The sequence below is a fragment of the Arsenophonus nasoniae DSM 15247 genome (assembly GCF_000429565.1).
In the GTDB taxonomy this organism is placed as follows: Bacteria; Pseudomonadota; Gammaproteobacteria; order Enterobacterales; family Enterobacteriaceae; genus Arsenophonus; species Arsenophonus nasoniae.
In genome coordinates this window covers 20,230-40,652 of the sequence record NZ_AUCC01000022.1, presented here as the reverse complement: position 1 = coordinate 40,652, position 20,423 = coordinate 20,230, and the positions used below count along the sequence as shown (strand labels likewise).

Here is a 20,423-nt window from a genome sequence, read left to right as displayed (position 1 = left end):
TTGTTAGACGGTGCAATGATCGCCCAGATACGGGAAGCAATGCACCATGCCGCCAAACGGCTTGAGATAGATATTCTTGAAGTGGATGGAGAAGCGGATCGCATTCATGTTCTGGTGGGATATCCGCCAAAGTTATCGGTTAGTGTTCTGGTAAATAACCTGAAATCGATCAGCAGCAGAATGGTACGACAACAAAATAGTCACCTGATAAAGCAGTCTAATACTGGCGTTCTCTGGTCACGTTCTTACTTCGCCTGTAGTTCTGGCGGTGCAACAATCGAAACACTGAAAACGTATGTAGAATCGCAGAAAACACCTGATTAGCATCCCTTATATCCCGGCCCGCATTGGGCGAGGATTTACGGGGCAATTGTTAAGTTCTTAAACCTTGTCCTTTTTCAATTAAGTACCAAGTTATCGCATATAAGATAACAATAAAAATCACTAATACTGATAAAGTAATCGATATTGCGACATAACTAATACCAAGAAATCCATAACGTAACCCGCTGATCATATAGACGATCGGATTAAGCTTCGATACCATTTGCCAAAACTCTGGCAACAGAGACAAAGAATAAAAAACACCACCTAAATAAGTTAATGGTGTTAAAACAAAGGTAGGAATAATACTAATATCATCAAAGGTTTTGGCAAATATCGCATTCACTAATCCCGCTAATGAGAATAAAATTGCCGTCATTAATACGGTAATAATGACCATCCACCATGAATAAATATGTAATGGAACAAAAAAAAGCGAAACTAGGGTAACCAATAGACCCACCAATATACCTCGAGCAACCCCACCGCCAACAAAACCAATTATGACAATATGGGTAGGAACGGGTGCAACCAACAATTCTTCAATGCTTTTTTGGAATTTTGCCCCAAAAAAAGAGGAGCAAACATTCGCATAAGCGTTTGTGATCACCGACATCATAATCAAGCCTGGAACAATAAACTGCATGTAATTCACACCATCCATATTGCCAATTCTTGCACCAATTAAATTACCAAAGATAATAAAATAGAGTGACATGGTGATCACCGGCGGTAGTAAAGTTTGTACCCAAATACGCGCAAAACGTGTTATTTCTTTGATCCAGATGGTTTTCATCGCCACCCAGTAGAGCTGAATCATCTATTTTCTCCTTGTTTTATCGATAGTGGATGTTGTTTATTCATTAAACCAACAAATAACTCCTCCAAACGATTGACTTTATTACGCATGCTGATTATCTGTATCCCTTGCTCAGCAAATTGGCTAAATAAACCATTCAAACCTTGATTGCGAAGTACATCAACTTCTAAGGTTGAAGTATCCACTAGCCTGAATTTATAACCATCTAATGTAGGAATAGGACTCTTTGGCGCCAGATCAAAAATAAACGTCTCTGACTCCAATTGATTAAGTAGTTTTTTCATACTGGTATTCTCAATCAATTCTCCATATTGAATAATACCAATATTTCGACACAGCATTTCCGCTTCTTCCAAATAATGAGTCGTTAAAATAATGGTGGTGCCTTGCGCGTTTAAGGTCTTCAAAAAACTCCACATTGAACGACGCAATTCAATATCGACCCCTGCGGTTGGTTCGTCCAAAATTAGCAGCTTAGGTTGATGCATTAATGCACGAGCAATCATCAAACGCCGTTTCATGCCTCCGGAGAGGTCTCGTGCAGGCTCGTCGCGTTTATTCCACAAAGCCAGTTGAGAAAGATACATTTCTGCTCTAGATAAGGCTAACGAACGTGGAACGCCATAATAACCCGCTTGATTCAGCACTATCTGTATGACTGTTTCAAATGGATTAAAATTGAATTCTTGAGGTACTAAACCCAACTGGCGTTTTACATTCACCACATCTTTATCAAGATCGTAGCCAAATACTCTCACTTTACCGCTCGTTTTATTGACTAATGAACTGATAATACCAATTGTCGTTGATTTACCTGCACCATTAGGTCCTAATAAGGCATAGAAATCTCCCACCTCAACCTGTAAATCAATTCCGGTTAATGCTTTCACACCACCGGGATAGGTTTTTGTAAGCTGGAGCAGCTCTAAAGCATAAGTCATAAAAAACCTTTCTTATCTATTTTTATTCCACATATGATAATAAATCACACCATTAGTCATCTTTTTTCAATTAAACTATAACTAACAGCGAGTAAATATTAAAAAATAAATTTATGTTGTATATGATTATTATTGCAGTTAACCATAACTAATCCACGTGAATTATGATGAAAAAAATTAAACAGCTGTTTGAAAACAATCTACAGTGGTCAGAATCAGTAACCAAAGAAAATCCCTCTTTTTTTAAAGAATTAGCAAAATTTCAAAATCCACATTTTCTGTGGATAGGCTGCTCTGACAGCCGCGTACCAGCTGAAAAATTAACTAAAGCAGCGCCAGGCGATCTATTTGTCCACCGAAATGTCGCTAATTTGGTGATCCATACTGATTTAAATTGCCTGTCAGTCATCCAATATGCTGTTGACGTACTAAAAGTTGAACACATTATCATCTGTGGTCACTATGGTTGTGGTGGTATTGAAGCCGCAATTGATAACACAGAACGAGGGCTGATTAATAACTGGCTACTGCATGTCCGTGATATTTTGTTTAAACATAGTGCCATCTTAGGTGAGCTTGCACCGCAAGAACGGGCAAATCGCTTATGTGAACTCAATGTTATTGAGCAAGTATATAATCTCGGTCATTCGACAATAATACAATCTGCCTGGCGGCGCAGCCAAAACGTCATTATTCATGGCTGGGTCTATGGTATACAGAATGGCAGACTCAATGATCTTGATGTTACGGCTAATAGCCGTGAACAGCTTGAAATCACCTATCGGCAAGCTATTGCTAAATTAAGCGAGCAAAAATAAGCACCACAAAAAATCGAACTAACGTTCGATTTTTTCATTCAATAAATAACACTAGGCTTAATCGTCTAGTAAAATAACATGCCCAATATAGGATAAATGTCGATATTGCTGTGCATAGTCGATACCATAACCCACAACAAATTCATCTTCTATAGCAAAACCTATCCATTCAACAGGCACCTCTACTTCACGTCGAGAAGGTTTGTCCAATAACGTACAAATTGCCACAGACTTGGGGCCACGTAATTTTAGGATTTTACGCACTTTTTTCAATGTATTACCAGAATCAATGATATCTTCAACAATCAGAACATGCTTGCCACGAATATCTTCATCTAGATCCTTAATAATTTTCACATCGCGAGTTGAAGTCATGCCATTGCCATAACTTGATACCGTCATAAAATCGACTTCATGAGGGATATCAATTTTACGACATAAATCAGCCATAAAAATAAAAGAACCTTTTAACAGACCAACCAACACTAACTCTTCTGGCAATGATTTATAATGTTTAACAATCTCTTTTGCCATCTCATCAATACGTTGTTTAACATCCGCTTCTGAGATCATGACTTCTATAATTTGTTTCATAACTTTAGGCTTTAGGTATTCATGGAAGTAAAACCGTAGATTTTAACATAAGGGCAATAAAGACGCGATAAAATGCCCTCATCCAATATTGATTAACAACATAAAGATAAGAGTTAATATCTTAGCTAACCGAGAAACTAGCCATCATGCCCGTATCTTCATGCTCTAACAAATGACAATGCGCCATATAGGGATGCGCCTGAGTTGCGATATGATCAAACTTTACCAATACCTCACTGATATCACCATCAACTCGCACAGTATCTTTCCAACCTTGTCGGTGAGCAGCCACTGGTTGTCCATTCTCTGTCAAGATCCTAAATTGAGTTCCATGTATATGGAAAGGATGTAACATCATGTCACCACGACCGGATATGATCCAGCGTTCATACTGACCTTTTGCAACATTAAATGCCACTTCCGTCATGGAAAAAGGTCGACCATTAATACTATTGGCATGGAGAAGATCGAATGATTGATTCCTCATCGGCGCTTGCTGATGATTATGCATCGCATGCCCCCATTTTGCTTCATCATATTGCTATGACCATGCATATTCATCCCCGCCAAAGCCTGTTCACCATACTCTTTTCTAAGCGCCATCATACCTTGCATATCTAAACGTGCATCCATCATTAAATGCAATTGACGCTGTTTAATGCCAGTCAAATCAGGCAATGATGCAATAGAAGCTAAACTGTCAGGTAAAAAAGTCGCTCTTGCGTTTAATCCTGGCTCAATGTGCAATACAGCTACGGGTTGATCAAAAGGCGCTATTGTCATCCCCATTTGTTTGACTGGCAAGGTAACAATATCAAACGCTTTACCATTTGAGGCATCAATGAGTACCTCAAAACGTTCAGCACTTATCATCGGTAATTGATCGACTGCAACAGGTTCCTTTAATAGTCCACCATCACTCGCAATAACATACATTTTTCGCCCATCACTAGTTGCCAGGTTTAAACTTCTGGCATTACAGCCATTAAGAAATCGTAAACGTAACCAACCCTTAGGTGCTATATGTTTAGGTAATACTACGCCATTAGTTAACATTGTGTTACCAAACCAACCAACAGCAGCACTCATTACATTAAGTTGATAATCTATCTGCCCTGCGCGATTTAAACGTTTATCCTGCAAAATAACGGGAATATCATCGATACCCCATTGGTTTGGCAATTTTTGTAATTGGCTATGTTCATCTTCAATTAATACTAAACCCGCCAACCCCATGGCAACTTGATAACCGGTTTTGCCATGAGGGTGCGGATGAAACCAACAAGTTGCCTCGGGCTGATTAACGGCAAAATTAACCCTTCTTACCGCATTAGGTTTAATTACCGCATGAGGACCACCATCAACCTCACCGGGGATCTTCAGTCCGTGCCAATGCAATGCGGTAGCCTCGGCTAACTGATTGTAAATATCAATAGAAACACGTTGGCCTGATTTAAGCTTGATAGCTGGACCCAATAAGGATCCGTTGTACCCCCATGTTACAGCGGATTTTGCTGGTAAAAATTGCGTTTTACCTTGAGTAACCCGGATGGTAATTTTGCCATGCTTATCCGGCCATAATAATGCTGGAATAGGTAAACAAGGATATTGCGTTGCAGATAATGCAGCGCGACTCCAAGTTGGTAATAAGCTTACCGATCCCATTGCCGCTGCCAATTTCATAAAATCCCGACGCAACATAGCTTGCTCCTTTATAATTAAATCCTAATAAGATAAGGTAAGGTATAATGTAAAATGGTAGAAAATAGATAATTTCACTAAAATATAGAGGTTCCACTTACTGGAAGGTCAAGCCAATATTTTTTTATGTAATATGACGATATATTTATCTGGTCTTCTGAAAAATAGGTATACTTCATCGTTCTATTGGTATTAATAGAATAAATTGACATTTAAATTATACAACTAACTAAATGCGTAAAATTATTTTTATTTCACATATCGCTCTGATTTTTTGGTTTATTTTTTCAACCAAAGCATCTGCTCTATCAAGCAATGAAACAGAAAATCTTGCTGATTTAACTGCAGTTTATATATTTCTAAAGCATGATTGTGGTTACTCACAAATTCCTGATCGTGAAATTGAAAGAGCAATCCTCTATTTTGCCCAGAGTAATCATTGGGATCTAAGTAATTATGACAAACCTACCATGGCAAAATTAAATGAAGAGCGTTATGATGACTTAAAAAAAATTCCTATCCCCCGTAAAAAGAAATGCCGGGTGCTTGCCGATGATGCTTTAGCATTATTTGCCTATGTAAAATAAATACTTTCTTTCATGCACTCAGATAAGCAATTTCTAACTTATCATTGAAACGAAACAAATTATTAGCTGCGCTTTTTTAACTCTGTTAGAAAGGAAAAGATAAGTATGTCAAAAAAAGAGATTTGGCTCGAAACACTCCACCACAATGTCGGTCAATATTTTACTGTCGATAATATACTGTACCATAATAAAACCACTCACCAAGATCTGATTATTTTTGAGAATGCTGAAATGGGGCGCATAATGGCCCTTGATGGCGTAGTACAAACAACTGAACGAGATGAATTTATTTATCACGAAATGATGACTCATGTCCCTTTATTTGCCCATGGCCACGCTAAAAAAGTACTAATTATTGGAGGTGGTGATGGCGGAATGTTACGTGAAGTATGTCGCCATCAATATTTAGAAAACATCACTATGGTTGAAATTGATGCCAGTGTAGTGGAATTTTGCCACCAATATCTACCCAATCATAATGCAGGCGCTTATAACGATCCCCGTTTTAAATTGGTCATTGATGATGGTGTCAATTTTGTTAAAACCACCCAGCAAAAATTTGATCTGATTATTTCTGATTGCACCGATCCTATCGGACCAGGAGAAGGGCTATTTACCTCAGATTTTTACCAAGGATGTGTCAACTGTCTGAATGAAAATGGCATTTTAGTTGCCCAAAATGGTGTTTGTTTCCTGCAACAAGATGAGGTAATTAATAGTCACCAAAAACTATCTAATTACTTTAAAGATTGCAGCTTTTATCAAGCCGCTATACCGTCTTACTATGGCGGAATGATGACCTTTGCCTGGGCAAGCCAAACAGCAAAATTACGTCAAATACCCTTGAAAATATTGGAAACTCGTTTTAAAAAAGCAGATATTATTTGTCGCTATTATACACCCGAATTACATCTTGCCAGCTTCGCTTTACCACAGTATTTACTGGATTTACTAGCTAAAAAAGCTTAGTTTTACTCAATAGGAGGTGAAAAAATTGCAAAAATTGAAATTACATGGCTTTAATAATTTAACTAAAAGTTTAAGTTTTTGTATATATGATATCTGTTATGCCAAAACAGCAGCAGATCGACATAGTTATCTGGCTTATATTGATGAGCAATATAATGCAACACGCTTGACTGAAATTCTAACTGAAACCTGCTCTATTATTGATGCCAATATCTTGAATATTGCTCGACAAGATTATGACCCTCAAGGTGCCAGCGTTACTATTTTGATTAGCGAAAACTCAATAAATCCCCAAAATGTAGACAACACGGAAAATCCAGGCCCCTTACCTGATTCTATTGTTGCTCATCTCGATAAAAGTCATATTTGTGTTCACACCTACCCAGAAAGTCATCCAGATGATGGTATATGCACTTTTAGAGCAGATATCGAAGTCTCCACTTGTGGTGTGATTTCGCCATTAAAAACGCTTAACTATCTTATTCATCAACTTGAATCAGATATTGTTACTATTGATTATCGGGTTCGTGGATTTACCCGCGATGTTAATGGCATCAAACTCTATATTGATCACGAAATCAATTCCATTCAAAATTATATGCCGGAAGAATTCCAGTCTCAGTATCATATGATAGATGTTAACATTTATCAGGAAAATCTTTTCCATACTAAAATGATGCTAAAAGACTTTGAGCTAAATTTGAATAACTATTTATTTAATACGACCGCAGATCAACTTGCCTTTGAGGAAAAAAAACGGATTACTTATCTGTTAAAAAAAGAGATGCAAGAAATTTATTACGGCCGTAATTTGCCAGAACTGTAATTTATATCGATTAGTGGATCGAGAATAGATATCTTATCCACTAATCACAGAACTCCATTTTACTATTGATATTAATTTTTACTTTTAAGCCGTTGCAGACTAAATCTAAATATATTAGATAACAAACAGACCTATTGGCTTTTTTCATTATCTTTTATGGCTTGATTATAAATGGCTTTTGCTATCCATTGGTTAATTTCAATTACTTCTGCATTTTCCATATGCCAGATATCTTTCATTACCAAAAAGACCTCAGAACCATAAATAAGCGAAAATGCTCGTTTCACTCGCTCAATAATTTCTGGCGAAAACTCATCCTTCATCGGTTCAACTATCATCGCCAAAGTATCTTTCCGATGTCCACGAACTAACCGTTTTTCTGCCTGGATTGTCGATGAACGAGCTGCCGCCCATTGCTGCAAAGAAACTTGTAATGCTGCTCTAAGCGCTCCTTCATATTGGAACATACGCGGATAGGCAAATAACAATAATTCTTGAATCCGTTCTTCCGTTTTTTTGCTATCAGGCAACCAGGTTAAAATAGGTCCTAAGCTTTCACTCACAATGGCGGAAACCAGATCACTATGCGTTGGAAAATAACGATAAGCGGTCGCTCTCGAAACATGAGCATGAGATGCAACTTCAGAAACAGAAGGCAATTTCCCGTCTTCAAACAAGCTTAATGCAGTAGAAATTAATCGGTTAAAAGTCCGCTTTCTAGTACCTGTGTATTGTGAAATAAGATCAATTGACGTCATAAAATTTATCCTTTATTTTTAACCAAAATGGATTTAAACGTCACCTTTACGATAACTTTTATAATTAGAATGTACTTGCATTAAGAACCAATATAACGCTAAAGATTTAAAAATAAATTGAGACTAATATCTCAATTTATAAAAGCACAAATGATAGCTTACTCATATTGTGCCTATAATACTCCCATCCAAGTCAGCAAACAATCAAGGATTTATGATGAAGGAACAGCATGGATATATCTATATTGCAGCGACGCTCGATACCAAAGGCATCGAAACTTTTTATGTTGGTCAACTTATAAAAAAAACTGGCTTAGCAGTACGTATTGTTGATTTGAGTACGAAAGCTGACAATTTGGATAATAAAGCTGATATTACTGCTGAAACTGTTGCTAGCTATCATCCTACCGGAAGAGAAGCTATCTTTGGCCAAGATAGAGGGAAAGCTATCGCAGCGATGGCAATCGCATTTGAGAAATATCTGTTACAACAAAAAGATGTTTTAGCTATTCTTGGATTAGGTGGATCAGGCGGAACAGCACTTATTACACCTGCAATGCAATCTCTTGCCGTCGGTGTGCCCAAATTAATGCTTTCAACGATGGCATCCGGTGATGTTTCAGGCTATATCGGTGCCAGTGATATTGCCATGATGTACTCAGTCACAGATATTTCTGGTCTTAATGTCATCTCCCGTAAAATTCTAAAAAATGCCGCTGCTCAAATCGCAGGTGCGGTACTTTTTAATTCTGCTGATGAAACTGAAGACAATAATAAACCAATATTGGCACTAACCATGTTTGGTGTAACCACGCCGTGTGTCCAACAATTAACCAAAAAATTAGCTGATCATTATGATTGTTTAGTTTTTCATGCCACAGGAAGTGGTGGCAAAGCAATGGAAAAACTGGTTGATAGCCAATTAGTAGATTGCGTGCTTGATATCACAACTACTGAAGTTTGTGATTACCTTTTTGACGGCATACTTGCCTGTGATGAGGATCGCTTTGGCGCAATCATGCGTACCCAAACACCCTGTATCATCTCTTGCGGTGCATTAGATATGGTTAACTTTGGCCGTCCGACAACAATCCCTGACAAGTATAAAGATCGCCATTTTTATCATCATAACAGTCAAGTTACCTTAATGCGTACCACTGCCGAGGAAAATTATCAGATCGGAGTTTGGATCGCACAGAAACTTAATCAATGTCAAGGCGCTGTTACTTTTATTATTCCAACAGGGGGATTTTCCGCATTAGATATTGAGGGTGGTGTTTTTTGGTCACCTCAAGCTAACCAAGCTTTTATTGATGCGTTTAAATCAAACTACCACATCACAACTAACAGAAAATTAATAGTCAGTCCTCACCATATCAACTCAGCAGAATTTTGTCAGCAAGTGATACAATTGCAGCAAGAATTAATGCATTAATATGGAGTTATTGATATGAAACAAACACGCGCATCATTATTAGAAAAATTTCAAATGATGATCTCGCAAGGTCAACCCATTATCGGGGGCGGTGCCGGCACGGGTTTATCAGCAAGATGTGAAGAAAGAGGAGGAATTGATCTTATTGTAATTTATAACTCTGGTCGCTATCGCATGGCTGGCAGAGGTTCATTGGCAGGTTTACTCGCTTATGGCAATGCCAACGATATTGTTATAGAGATGGCAAAAGAAGTTTTGCCTGTGGTTAAAAATACTCCTGTATTAGCTGGTGTTAATGGTACCGACCCATTTTGCCAATTCGATCAATACCTTGATTCCCTAAAAATAATGGGATTTGCTGGTATACAAAATTTTCCTACGGTTGGTTTGATCGATGGTAATTTCCGAGCTAACCTTGAAGAAACAGGCATGGGATATGCGTTAGAAGTTGATTTGATCCGGCAAGCGCATGAAAAAGATTTATTAACAACACCTTACGTTTTTAGTGCTATTGATGCTAAAAACATGACAGAAGCTGGCGCTGATATTATCGTTACGCATATGGGATTAACAACAGGTGGTGATATTGGCGCAAAAACAACTCACGCATTAGAGGATTGCGTAAAGCTTATTAACGATTGGGCGGCAGCGGCAAAATCTGTTCGTAAAGATATTATTGTACTTTGCCATGGCGGTCCGATTGCAACACCTGAAGATGCCAAATATATTTTACAAAACTGTCCTGATTGCCACGGTTTTTATGGGGCAAGTTCTATGGAACGTTTACCGGCCGAAACGGCCATAACTGAAACGACAAAAATATTTAAAACGATAAAACGAAAATAATCTTTAATCTATTTTAGGTTGTTAAATCAACCAAACTATTAATCGCTAGCACCAGGAGCCTGTGGTATTTGCCACAGGCTTATTTTATTTAATTAATAACTAACCAATAAAAAATGTTGCAATAAATTAATAATAATTAACAATGCATTAGAATAACCTTACCAATAGAAGCTTATCATCTAATTTAATTAACATAGAATCAGAGATTATCAAAATAGAAAAAACGCTTAACTTTTCTATTAATTTAACCAATAAAATTTAAATAAAAAAACATTAATAAATAATAAATAGTTAATCATCTATCATACATATATAAAATGTGTAAAATATTTAGTCGTTTTTTGTTTGATTTGCCAAAAAGCTTCTTGCTTACTTAAAAAGGTGCATAATGCATTCATCTGATGTTACTGAGCGTTCGCTCTACTCGCTAAGTTGGCCCATCTTTATTGATGTTCTGCTCCATTTTGCGACATTACTTATCAACACTTATATGGTTAGTCACGTCTCCACCGCTTATCTAGCCGCAATGGGAGTAGGCAACCAAGTTTTTGATCTTTTTATCACCATATTTAACTTTATCAGTGTAGGATGCAGCGTAGTTATCGCCCAATATTTAGGTGCTGGTAAAAAAGAAAAGGCCAGTCAAGCCATTCATATCTCGATTGCTTTTAACTTCCTATTAGGTTTTCTGAGTGCTGCCATTATTCTCCTGTTTGGCTATAAGATCCTTGGGATCATGAATACACCAGCACATTTACTGGATTATGGTTACGCTTACTTACATATTCTTGGTTTATGTTTAATACCAGAAGCAATTTCTATTATATTAGCGGCTTGCTTACGCGTATATGGCAGATCACAGCCGGCAATGTGGGTAACATTTATTGCTAATCTAATCACCATTTTAGGTAATATGATTGTTTTATATGGTTTTTTTGGCTTACCACAATATGGCTTAACCGGCGTTGCCTGGTCAACGGCTATCGGTCGTATAATCGCGATTATATTACTTTTCTTCTTACTGTTTAGTGGACTGAGGATCACATTTGTTCCTACTTTACTGTTCCGCTGGTCAAAAAGTATGTTGAATAAAATATTACATATCGGACTACCATCAGCAGGCGAAAATTTAGTTTGGATTTTACACTATATGGTTGCTTCTGCTTTCATTGGTTTGATGGGAGAAACCTCCCTTGCAGCTCAAACCCTCTATTTCCAACTTTCACTATTTATTATGTTGTTTGGTATTTCCCTTAGTATTGGTAATGAGATTATGGTTGGTCATTTAGTCGGCGCCAAGCGCTTTGAGGAGGCCTACCAGAGAGGATTGAAAAGCTTGCAATGGGGATTTTTTATTACCATTGGTATTGTATTTTGTTTCTGGTTATTTCGTATACCGCTATTGGATGCAATTACTGAAGATCAAAACATTATAAAATTATTACTTCCGCTGTTCTTACTCTCTGTTTTCCTAGAGCCCGGCAGAACACTGAATATTGTCATGGTGAATGCCTTACGTGCGGCTGGTGATGCCCGTTTTCCCTTCTGCACCGCACTTATTTCTATGTGGGGTATTGCGCTGCCAATTAGCTATTTTTTAGGTTTAAAAATGGGAATGGGGTTATTAGGGATCTGGCTTGGATTCCTCTGTGATGAATGGCTACGCGGTCTAACCAATGCCTGGCGTTGGCGTTCTAAGCGTTGGCAAACCAAGCGGCTAGATATCTAATATACTGCTACCTTAGTTGTCTTTAAGCAATTAAGGTAGCCAAAAATAACCGATCAATTAACGCTTTCAGTTAATAATGCAAATTGTTGCCGTATTTCCTCTTCCGGTAAATGTAAACCAATAAAAACCATTACACCTTGACGCACCTCACCTGCTTGCCATTCACGATCCCAATCTGCACTATATAAACGCTGCACGCCTTGAAATATTAATCGACAAGGCTGATCTTTAATCGCTAATATTCCTTTATAACGTAAAAGATTATCAGCATGACGACATAATAAGGTCTCCATCATTTTTGATAATTCGGCCAATTCAACCCATTGATCAAGATAGATTACAATCGATTGAATAGCATTTTGTGTGCTCGACATAAAGCGAAAAACTGGTTTTGCAATGGTTAACTTATCACTAAGCATAAATCCATTTAAATTAAATAAGGGTGCTATAGCTATATCACCATGGATGACTGGATAAATAGCTGCTCGGGCATTAATACGCTGTAAACGTGCTATCAACGCGCTATTATTTGATTGAACATCAGTTTTAGTCAACAAAATACAATCTGCATAACCAATCTGTACTTGAGCAATAATAAACTGATTCAGTTGTTTCTCAGCATGTACTGCATCCACAACAGCAATAATACCATCTAAAACAAAACGTTGACAAAAAACGTTATGTGAAAAAAAAGTTTGCGTAATAGGGCCTGGATCAGCCATTCCAGTACATTCAATAATCAGGCGATCAAAAACTAATTGTTTTTTATCTCTACCATCCAGTAAATCTAATAGCGTATTTTCCAATTCATTCGAGCGATTACAACAAATACAACCATTACTTAAGGTTGTTATCTGAGTGGCATTATCACCGATAAGCTCACTATCAATCGATTCTGCCCCAAATTCATTTTCAATAACGGCAATCTTATAGCCATGCTTTACATTGAGAATATGACGAAGTAATGTCGTTTTGCCTGCCCCTAAAAATCCTGTCAATATTGTTACTGATATTGGTGTCATGCTAAGCCTCAGTTATCCCATCCATTGAATAATCGCTAGCAACAGCGAAAACCCCCTTTATCACTACTAGCATAACGCGCTGCCTGACGTTGCCGAAAAAATTCTTCATAGCTCATAATAGGCTGCTCAGGATGATTATTCTGCATATGCTGAACATAATTATCATAGTCAGGAATACCGATTAGCATAAGTGCCGCCTGTCCCAAATATTTGCCTGCTCGTGCAAGATTATTAAACATATTTATTACCTCAAAAAACGCCCACCTAAGTAATAACCTACTTTGTGGAGAAAAATAATACTAATTAACGTGAGGAGGAAATTTTAATATCGCTTTCAGCGACAGAAACATAAGGTGTTTCCCTATCTGAACGTCTAGCTGTTTTTCCTGCTTTTATTGCTATTTTAAGCCCATAAAAAATAATGCTATACACCACGAGCAAGAATAAAATACTTAATCCTGCATTAGTATAATTATTGATCACAATATGATGCATATCAGACAGTTTTTGCGCCGTTGTAGCAGTGGTTGCTGTTGCTACTTTTGCTTGGTATGAATGAGCCAAATAGATAAAGCCTTCCAACTGAGGATCAGCGCTAAATAACTTCAAACCCAACGCCCATGTAGTACATATTAATAACCATATTGCTGGAACAAGTGTTACCCAAATAAACTTAGTACGCTTCATTTTAATCAAAATAACACTGCTTAAAACTAACGCAACGGCTGCCAACATCTGATTGGAGATACCAAATAATGGCCATAAACTTTTAACACCACCTAAAGGATCAACAACCCCTTGATAAAGCAGGTAACCCCATAAACCAACACAACCGGCAGTAGCAATAATACCAGCGACTAATGAATCTGTTTTTTTCAGCGCCGGGATAAAATTAGCCAAAAGATCTTGTAACATAAATCGACCAGAACGTGTGCCGGCATCCAAAGCGGTCAAAATAAATAAAGCTTCGAAAAGAATACCAAAGTGATACCAAAATCCCATATCAGCAGCAGGGATAATTTGCTGAAATACATAAGCAATACCTACCGCAAGCGTAGGCGCACCACCGGCACGATTCAAAACAGAAGGTTCACCGATATCTTTAGCCGTTTGCAAGATTTCCTCTGGCGAAATAATAAATCCCCAAGAACTAACTGTTGCCGCAGCATGTACGGTAACTGCTTTCAATTGCGCCATAATCATAGCTGCATCGGAGCCGCCTAATTGATGCAAATTAGGCATGCTAAAGCCTAATGCTGCCGGCGGCGTATTCATCGCAAAATAGAGACCCGGTTCAATAATAGAAGCAGCAACTAGCGCCATGATAGCCACAAATGACTCCATTAGCATAGCGCCATAACCGATGTAGCCCGCATCAGTCTCATTGGCCAATAATTTAGGCGTTGTTCCTGACGCAATTAACGCATGAAAACCAGACACGGCACCACAAGCAATAGTAATAAACAGAAAGGGAAATAATGACCCTTTCCAAACCGGCCCGCTTCCATCAACAAATTGGGTTACAGCCGGCATTTTTAAATCTGGGTTTAGAATAACAATCCCAATTGCTAAACCAACGATGACACCTATTTTCAAAAAGGTCGCCAAATAATCTCGTGGTGCTAAAATCAACCATACTGGCAATAGTGCGGAAACAAAAGCATAGCCAATTAAGACATAAGTAATAGTCGTATCTTTAAAGGTTAACGCGGGTCCCCAATAAGGATCATGAGCAATAACACCACCAAACCAAATAGCCGCAATCAATAGAATAACTCCGATAATCGAGACCTCAGCGACACATCCTGGCCGAATATAGCGCATGTAAATACCCATAAATAGCGCAATCGGTACGGTTGAACAAACGGTAAAAACACCCCATGGACTTTCGGCCAATGCTTTTACAACAATTAACGCTAATACGGCTAAGATGATAATCATAATCAAAAAGCAGCCGAATAACGCAATTGAACCGGGCACGACCCCCATCTCTTTTTTTACGATTTCGCCTAAAGAAATCGCATTGCGGCGCGATGAAATAAATAACACCATAAAATCCTGTACCGCACCGGCAAGCACAACACCTGCCAACAGCCATAGTGTACCTGGCAAATAACCAACCTGTGCCGCCAATACCGGCCCGACTAATGGGCCTGCGCCAGCAATAGCGGCAAAATGATGACCAAATAAAACATTGCGATTTGTGGGTACATAATTTAATCCATCATTATTAAGAACGGCGGGTGTTGAACGGGTTGGGTCAAGCTGCAATACTTTTTTGGCAATATATAAACTGTAATAGCGGTACGAAATTAAATAAACGGCAATGGAAGCAATAATGATCCATAAAGCACTAATGTGCTCTCCACGTCTAAGGGCAACCACACCTAAACAAATAGCACCAATGATCCCTAATATTAACCAAGGGATATGCCTTAATATATTATTCTTATTCATTTAAGAAACTCTTCCTAGTTAAAATAAACATGTCAAATGGGAATAACTTTTATTGACTATTTTTAGCATCTATTTTTTAATTCATGGCAGTTTAAAAACATCCTTTGCCATGATGATTATAATAAAGCGGAAGAGGTAGTCGTTGATTTTTTTCTAAGTAAGCGCTTAAATAAATCCAATGAGTGGTTAAAAATAAAAAAGAAATATTTTTTTGTGACAGCGTTAACAATACAATTATTAAACTATTAATAGGTCGCGCGTTAATGATAGGTTAAAAATGTTATTATTGTAAAATAATAAACATTATTAATATGGGTAAAAATAAAAATGTTACTGTTTAATCAAATTAACGTGAAGTTAGTATGCTAGTTAAATGAATAAACCAATAGAGAAAAGGAAAATAAATTAAATAATCAGTATATCTTATTGATATATTAATATCCGTGATAAGAAATTTATTTTACTTATAATCAATAGTAAATGTTGCTGTTGCATTAACCGTTCCGGCAGAAACACTATTCCCAGTCTGATAATATTTTGCACTGTAAGTTAATTGTTTAAAAAAATCGATATCGAGTTTTTTATTAAAAATAATGGGTGTATTATTAGCAAAAATCTGAATCCCAACCCCGGTCGCTGACGAATCTTTATCCGCTGGTATAACACCATTTGAGTCACCTCCTTGCCAGGTAATATAGGCCTGATTAACACCTTTACAGTTTACATCGATGTTAAAAGTTCGCTCTCCCGTGGTACTTCCTTTACCTTTAAAATTATTTTTAAATACTGTCCCCATCTGAACATTTAATTTCGGTGTTTTTATTTTGCATGACTGTTCCTTAATTTTAAATTTAGGGATATGATAAGTAAATAATGTTTCTCCTGTATCTCGGTTTCCATCGCGGTGAGCAAGCGTTATTTTTATAGGATTCACTTCTCCAGCTTGAAAATCAGAATAAATAATTATAGTAAAACGACCAATAAATATTTTTTTATTACCTTCATCAATCCTTCTATATCCATTCAATCCCATTTTTTTTGCTCCAAATCCTTTTCGTTCAAGCTGCCAGCGCAATTTCACACCATTAAGATTAGTATTAAAATAATACCCACTGACTGATTTTATTCCTTCAATAGATTTAACATAGACATAGTTATCACCTTTCTTCTGGCAATTAATCTTAATTTCACTACCAATTTTTCTTACTTTATAGGGGAAATGGGTATTATCATAATGAACTGATAACTCATCAAATACAATATTTTGTTCTGTGATATAAGCTGAACATTTTCCGGCAACAGCAAATGATATATAACTTTGAATTAAAATAAAAATTATCAATAAATATATCTTAAATTTAAATGACATATAATTCCTATTATATTTTATACGGAAAAATGTTTATCTATATAACAATCAGCATCGATTTCTAATATATCTAATTCTTTTGCTAGTTTAGAAAGATCTAATTTGACGTAACACTGTTGCTGTTCATCTTTTCCCCATTGAACCTTTATGTTGGCTAAATCAGGGACTGCATTTAAATATAATTCTCCATCATCACCAACAATGCCATGGCTATCACCATCAATTAATGTGGCAATAGCACCAAAAGGGACTGGCTTATTATTTTGCGATAATTTGACTAATATACGATTACCACGACGCACATTAAAATTAACGGTTGCTACCGCCCCTCTGGTTGGTACCACTTTTTGCACCGGATTATCAATATCTACTCCATTGGCTAATGATTCAGTATCAATGGTAATATAGTTATAATTATACGGTTCGCTATAGGGTATCACTGCATAACCGCGTGCATCAGTTTTAATACCTCGATGATTCAATATTTTGGTTTGCATCGCACCATCAGCTTTAACTAATATGATCGTTTCCCCTAATGGTTGAGAAAAAACAATCCCATTTCGATGAACGATCACGCCACCAGAAAGCCCATAATTAAAAGAACACTCGTTATTATTATAATTATACCCTACATTCATCCGAGCCAGGCTATTGGTATAATTCACAGAAATACCACCACCCAATTCTTTTAAACTAGTATAATTATTATCTAGCCGAACATTATATAATAATTCATCATTATCTAATAAAGTGCCATTAACAGCTAATTGCTGCCCATTTATTGTATTATTATTAATATTATAAGTGATCCAACCACTAGGTAACCATTTACTGAAGGGTACAGAAACATTAAATGCTATTTGTTTATCTTTATTTTCAGTCGATTCATCATTATTATTAAAAAATAAATTTATGCCAAAAGTAATATCAGCAATATTAATATTATAACCGGCAGATAATGATTGAGTCGTACCTTTTGTTCGGCGATAATTCTGCCAATAAGCAGAAAAATAAAAATTACCAAAATCATACATATTTTGATTGAGCGTAAACTGAAATTGGCTCAGTTTATTTTGTCCGTTTGCAGTATCCTGTTTTTTTAAAGGTCTATTTACTTCTAGAAAAGAATAATATTCAGGACTAGTATAAAAATTTCCGGAAAAATTAAAGGATGTTCCTATTTCATCAATACTTTTCTCATATTGAATTTTATAAGACTGCCCTTTTTTACGTCTATTATTCGCCAGCTTCGCATCAGCAAATATGGCATTAAAAAAAATAGCACCAAAATTATCTAAACCTAACCCTAGCCCTAGCCCTAGAGAAAGCGATAAATAATTTTCCGCAGCTTGAATACCCGATAATAAACTTAATCGATTAGAAACCCCATATATTGAAACTAATTCGCTAAAATAGGGTTGATAAGAATTTTTTTTTGAACCAGCAAAACGCCCCAAAGTAAATTGATACTTTAATTTACCTTCTCGTTGCATAATGGGCACTGAAGAAAATGGCTGGATAAATTTTGTTTGTTTGCCATTATCTTCAGTAATGGTAACATGCAAATTACCCGAACCATATATTGCATAAAGATCGGAAATCTCAAAAGGACCAGGCGGAACATAATTTTCATAAATAACATAATTATTTTGCCGCACCGTAACTCGCGCGTGTGTTTGCGCTATTCCTCTAATAACTGGCGCAAAATCATGTTGACTACTTGGTAACATTAAGTCATCTGAGATAATTGATGCCCCAATAAATTTTATACTTTCAAAAACCTCATTAGTAGTAAATGTTTCACCCAAAATAATTTGGCTTTTTAATTTATGAATATCTCGTTGAATATAACTATTAACAGAAGATAAATTATTCTTACCTGCTTGCGAATCATAGTTATAAACTAATTGATTTCGAAAGCGCCAAGCGCCGATATTAATTCCATTGTGTAAATTTAAATAATAATTTTGACTCGTTATATTGTGATTATGATTATGCGAACCACTAAAGTCATAACTGATTAAAAAAGCCGATTCCCCTTGTTGCCATAAATCGGTTGGAACAGTATCTCTGGCCTGATTATCCATCACGGCTTGTGGAATATTAATTTCCAGGCGTTGTTGATGAAAATCGAATAATATTGTGGCGTAGGGAATATAATCCTCAATATTATACAAAATCTGGTTGGCTGGAAGCTTCATCAATGCAGGAAAAGCCGTGATTTTAACCCCGAATCGCCTTAAATCATCAACAGTTAACGCCGCAAATAATTTTCCATTCTTCTGAACAAAGTTAATATCCTTGTTCTCCTTCTCTGTTCCATTAAACAAAACAGTGACTCGGTACGTTCCTAGCAACTGGCCGCCAGGTGAAGAAAACGTACTCAAGTCAATAACCGCCTGCTCAGCGTTACTTATTTCTAACGCAGATAATGGAAAATAATCTTGAGCAATAATTTCGGGTAAAAATATCAATGAACTTAAAGTGACTAGAAAAAATACAAATGAGCATAGTTGTTTTTTTTCTAATTGGTTATTAAAAAAAATCACATTAAAGGCCTTCCATCTCATCTAAGGTAGATTTTTTTTCATCTCTGCACTAATACCACCATAACTATTTATACTATTCCAACTAATTAAATTAGATGAGTTAGCAGATATATTAAAATAAGCTATTTCTTGCGGGGCAATCATATCTGTATCATTTAAATTAACGATTTGATTGCCAATTTTAAGTTGATTAATAGTCACATAATAATTACTTGGATTTTTAACTTCTAATTGTTTACCAAGCCAGCGAAAGGTTAATAATTTATAACTTTCTTCTGCATCACCTTGAATTTTTTCGGGCCGATAAAATAATTTTATGCGCGTTTTTACTGTAATAAATAAAATATTCTGCCTATTATCCGGGGCTGAGGGAATCGCTTTCACGTTGAGATAAAAAATAGATTCTCTATTCAAAGGCAAATCACCGCCTGTTCGCATAATTCGTAAAATATTTTCTTTGCCGCCATCTAAACGAAATAAAGGTGGAGTAACAATAAACGGTGCTTTTTTGCCATTTGCATCAACACTGATAAAGGATTGAATTAAATAAGGCCTATTCTCATCATGATTTGTTACTAGAATTGAAGCTTCTCTTTTATTGCCATTATAAATAACCCGGGTTCCATTAATTGTCACATTTGCATAAGCTTCAAATATAAAAAATAATAGTATATAAGG

General features: G+C 36.6%; 18 protein-coding genes and 1 pseudogene. 8 read left to right on the top strand and 11 right to left on the bottom strand.

What is annotated here, in order from left to right; genetic code table 11:
- A partial coding sequence (gene tnpA / locus G468_RS0107070; protein ID WP_026822532.1) for an IS200/IS605 family transposase occupies positions 1-324 on the top strand: 324 nt, incomplete at its 5' end.
- 49 nt (positions 325-373) lie between these two features.
- Here tnpA and G468_RS0107065 read toward each other — a convergent pair.
- Positions 374-1,144 carry an ABC transporter permease gene (locus G468_RS0107065; protein ID WP_026822531.1) on the bottom strand — a complete coding sequence of 257 codons (771 nt, stop codon included), beginning with the start codon at positions 1,142-1,144 and terminating at the stop codon, positions 374-376.
- On the bottom strand, positions 1,141-2,085 hold the full coding sequence (locus tag G468_RS0107060; protein ID WP_026822530.1) for an ABC transporter ATP-binding protein: 945 nt from the start codon (positions 2,083-2,085) through the stop codon (positions 1,141-1,143). Before G468_RS0107060 ends, G468_RS0107065 begins: the two co-directional genes overlap by 4 nt.
- A 164-nt stretch (positions 2,086-2,249) precedes the next feature.
- On the opposite strand from G468_RS0107060, the gene can reads away from it, so the two are divergent.
- Entirely contained in the window at positions 2,250-2,903 is a 654-nt protein-coding gene (can, locus tag G468_RS0107055; protein WP_026822529.1) for a carbonate dehydratase, read from the top strand.
- A gap of 57 nt (positions 2,904-2,960) precedes the next feature.
- Here the strand turns inward: can and hpt are convergent, their stop codons facing one another.
- Both hpt and cueO read right to left on the bottom strand, forming a co-directional pair.
- On the bottom strand, positions 2,961-3,497 hold the full coding sequence (gene hpt / locus G468_RS0107050; RefSeq protein ID WP_026822528.1) for a hypoxanthine phosphoribosyltransferase: 537 nt from the start codon (positions 3,495-3,497) through the stop codon (positions 2,961-2,963).
- 121 nt (positions 3,498-3,618) lie between these two features.
- A pseudogene (gene cueO / locus G468_RS20030) lies at positions 3,619-5,198 on the bottom strand (multicopper oxidase CueO).
- Positions 5,199-5,431: 233 nt separating this feature from the next.
- Here cueO and G468_RS0107040 point away from each other — a divergent pair.
- The 3 genes from G468_RS0107040 to speD all read left to right on the top strand — a co-directional run bounded on the left by G468_RS0107040 (position 5,432) and on the right by speD (position 7,580).
- Positions 5,432-5,785, top strand: coding sequence for a YacC family pilotin-like protein (locus G468_RS0107040; protein WP_026822527.1), 354 nt, complete (start codon positions 5,432-5,434; stop codon positions 5,783-5,785).
- A 105-nt stretch (positions 5,786-5,890) separates the two neighbouring features.
- Positions 5,891-6,754 carry a polyamine aminopropyltransferase gene (speE, locus tag G468_RS0107035; RefSeq protein WP_026822526.1) on the top strand — a complete coding sequence of 288 codons (864 nt, stop codon included), beginning with the start codon at positions 5,891-5,893 and terminating at the stop codon, positions 6,752-6,754.
- A gap of 25 nt (positions 6,755-6,779) precedes the next feature.
- On the top strand, positions 6,780-7,580 hold the full coding sequence (speD, locus tag G468_RS0107030; protein WP_026822525.1) for an adenosylmethionine decarboxylase: 801 nt from the start codon (positions 6,780-6,782) through the stop codon (positions 7,578-7,580).
- Between the two features lie 131 nt (positions 7,581-7,711).
- On the opposite strand, the gene G468_RS0107025 is transcribed toward speD, so the two are convergent.
- Complete coding sequence (locus tag G468_RS0107025) at positions 7,712-8,338, bottom strand: TetR/AcrR family transcriptional regulator (protein ID WP_026822524.1); 627 nt, start codon at positions 8,336-8,338, stop codon at positions 7,712-7,714.
- Between the two features lie 217 nt (positions 8,339-8,555).
- Between G468_RS0107025 and G468_RS0107020 the strand changes: the two genes are divergently transcribed.
- From G468_RS0107020 to G468_RS0107010, 3 genes are all read left to right on the top strand, one after another.
- Complete coding sequence (locus G468_RS0107020; RefSeq protein WP_026822523.1) at positions 8,556-9,773, top strand: Tm-1-like ATP-binding domain-containing protein; 1,218 nt, start codon at positions 8,556-8,558, stop codon at positions 9,771-9,773.
- A 15-nt stretch (positions 9,774-9,788) separates the two neighbouring features.
- Positions 9,789-10,619 carry a phosphoenolpyruvate hydrolase family protein gene (locus tag G468_RS0107015; protein WP_026822522.1) on the top strand — a complete coding sequence of 277 codons (831 nt, stop codon included), beginning with the start codon at positions 9,789-9,791 and terminating at the stop codon, positions 10,617-10,619.
- A 388-nt stretch (positions 10,620-11,007) separates the two neighbouring features.
- Complete coding sequence (locus G468_RS0107010; protein ID WP_026822521.1) at positions 11,008-12,348, top strand: MATE family efflux transporter; 1,341 nt, start codon at positions 11,008-11,010, stop codon at positions 12,346-12,348.
- 53 nt (positions 12,349-12,401) lie between these two features.
- Here G468_RS0107010 and yjiA read toward each other — a convergent pair whose 3' ends face one another.
- The 6 genes from yjiA to G468_RS0106980 form a co-directional block, all read right to left on the bottom strand.
- Positions 12,402-13,370: a GTPase gene (gene yjiA / locus G468_RS0107005; RefSeq protein WP_026822520.1), complete on the bottom strand. Its 969-nt coding sequence runs from the start codon at positions 13,368-13,370 to the stop codon at positions 12,402-12,404.
- 35 nt (positions 13,371-13,405) lie between these two features.
- Positions 13,406-13,609 carry a YbdD/YjiX family protein gene (locus tag G468_RS0107000; RefSeq protein ID WP_026822519.1) on the bottom strand — a complete coding sequence of 68 codons (204 nt, stop codon included), beginning with the start codon at positions 13,607-13,609 and terminating at the stop codon, positions 13,406-13,408.
- Positions 13,610-13,673: 64 nt separating this feature from the next.
- Positions 13,674-15,827, bottom strand: coding sequence for a carbon starvation CstA family protein (locus G468_RS0106995; protein WP_026822518.1), 2,154 nt, complete (start codon positions 15,825-15,827; stop codon positions 13,674-13,676).
- A gap of 460 nt (positions 15,828-16,287) precedes the next feature.
- Positions 16,288-17,196, bottom strand: coding sequence for a fimbrial protein (locus G468_RS22380; protein WP_026822517.1), 909 nt, complete (start codon positions 17,194-17,196; stop codon positions 16,288-16,290).
- A 17-nt stretch (positions 17,197-17,213) separates the two neighbouring features.
- A complete protein-coding gene (locus G468_RS0106985; RefSeq protein WP_246067273.1) occupies positions 17,214-19,745 on the bottom strand; it encodes a fimbria/pilus outer membrane usher protein in 2,532 nt (843 codons plus the stop codon).
- A 21-nt stretch (positions 19,746-19,766) separates the two neighbouring features.
- A complete protein-coding gene (locus tag G468_RS0106980; protein WP_248604877.1) occupies positions 19,767-20,381 on the bottom strand; it encodes a fimbrial biogenesis chaperone in 615 nt (204 codons plus the stop codon).
- Between the last annotated feature and the right edge of the window lie 42 nt (positions 20,382-20,423).

Excerpts from the sequence above, each read along its gene's own strand:
- G468_RS0107065 (WP_026822531.1), bottom strand. The coding sequence starts at position 1,144 with ATGATTCAGCTCTACTGGGTGGCGATGAAAACCATCTGGATCAAAGAA.
- G468_RS0107060 (WP_026822530.1), bottom strand. The coding sequence starts at position 2,085 with ATGACTTATGCTTTAGAGCTGCTCCAGCTTACAAAAACCTATCCCGGT.
- can (WP_026822529.1), top strand. The coding sequence starts at position 2,250 with ATGATGAAAAAAATTAAACAGCTGTTTGAAAACAATCTACAGTGGTCA.
- hpt (WP_026822528.1), bottom strand. The coding sequence starts at position 3,497 with ATGAAACAAATTATAGAAGTCATGATCTCAGAAGCGGATGTTAAACAA.
- G468_RS0107040 (WP_026822527.1), top strand. The coding sequence starts at position 5,432 with ATGCGTAAAATTATTTTTATTTCACATATCGCTCTGATTTTTTGGTTT.
- speE (WP_026822526.1), top strand. The coding sequence starts at position 5,891 with ATGTCAAAAAAAGAGATTTGGCTCGAAACACTCCACCACAATGTCGGT.
- G468_RS0107025 (WP_026822524.1), bottom strand. The coding sequence starts at position 8,338 with ATGACGTCAATTGATCTTATTTCACAATACACAGGTACTAGAAAGCGG.
- G468_RS0107020 (WP_026822523.1), top strand. The coding sequence starts at position 8,556 with ATGAAGGAACAGCATGGATATATCTATATTGCAGCGACGCTCGATACC.
- G468_RS0107015 (WP_026822522.1), top strand. The coding sequence starts at position 9,789 with ATGAAACAAACACGCGCATCATTATTAGAAAAATTTCAAATGATGATC.
- G468_RS0107010 (WP_026822521.1), top strand. The coding sequence starts at position 11,008 with ATGCATTCATCTGATGTTACTGAGCGTTCGCTCTACTCGCTAAGTTGG.
- yjiA (WP_026822520.1), bottom strand. The coding sequence starts at position 13,370 with ATGACACCAATATCAGTAACAATATTGACAGGATTTTTAGGGGCAGGC.
- G468_RS0107000 (WP_026822519.1), bottom strand. The coding sequence starts at position 13,609 with ATGTTTAATAATCTTGCACGAGCAGGCAAATATTTGGGACAGGCGGCA.
- G468_RS0106995 (WP_026822518.1), bottom strand. The coding sequence starts at position 15,827 with ATGAATAAGAATAATATATTAAGGCATATCCCTTGGTTAATATTAGGG.
- G468_RS22380 (WP_026822517.1), bottom strand. The coding sequence starts at position 17,196 with ATGTCATTTAAATTTAAGATATATTTATTGATAATTTTTATTTTAATT.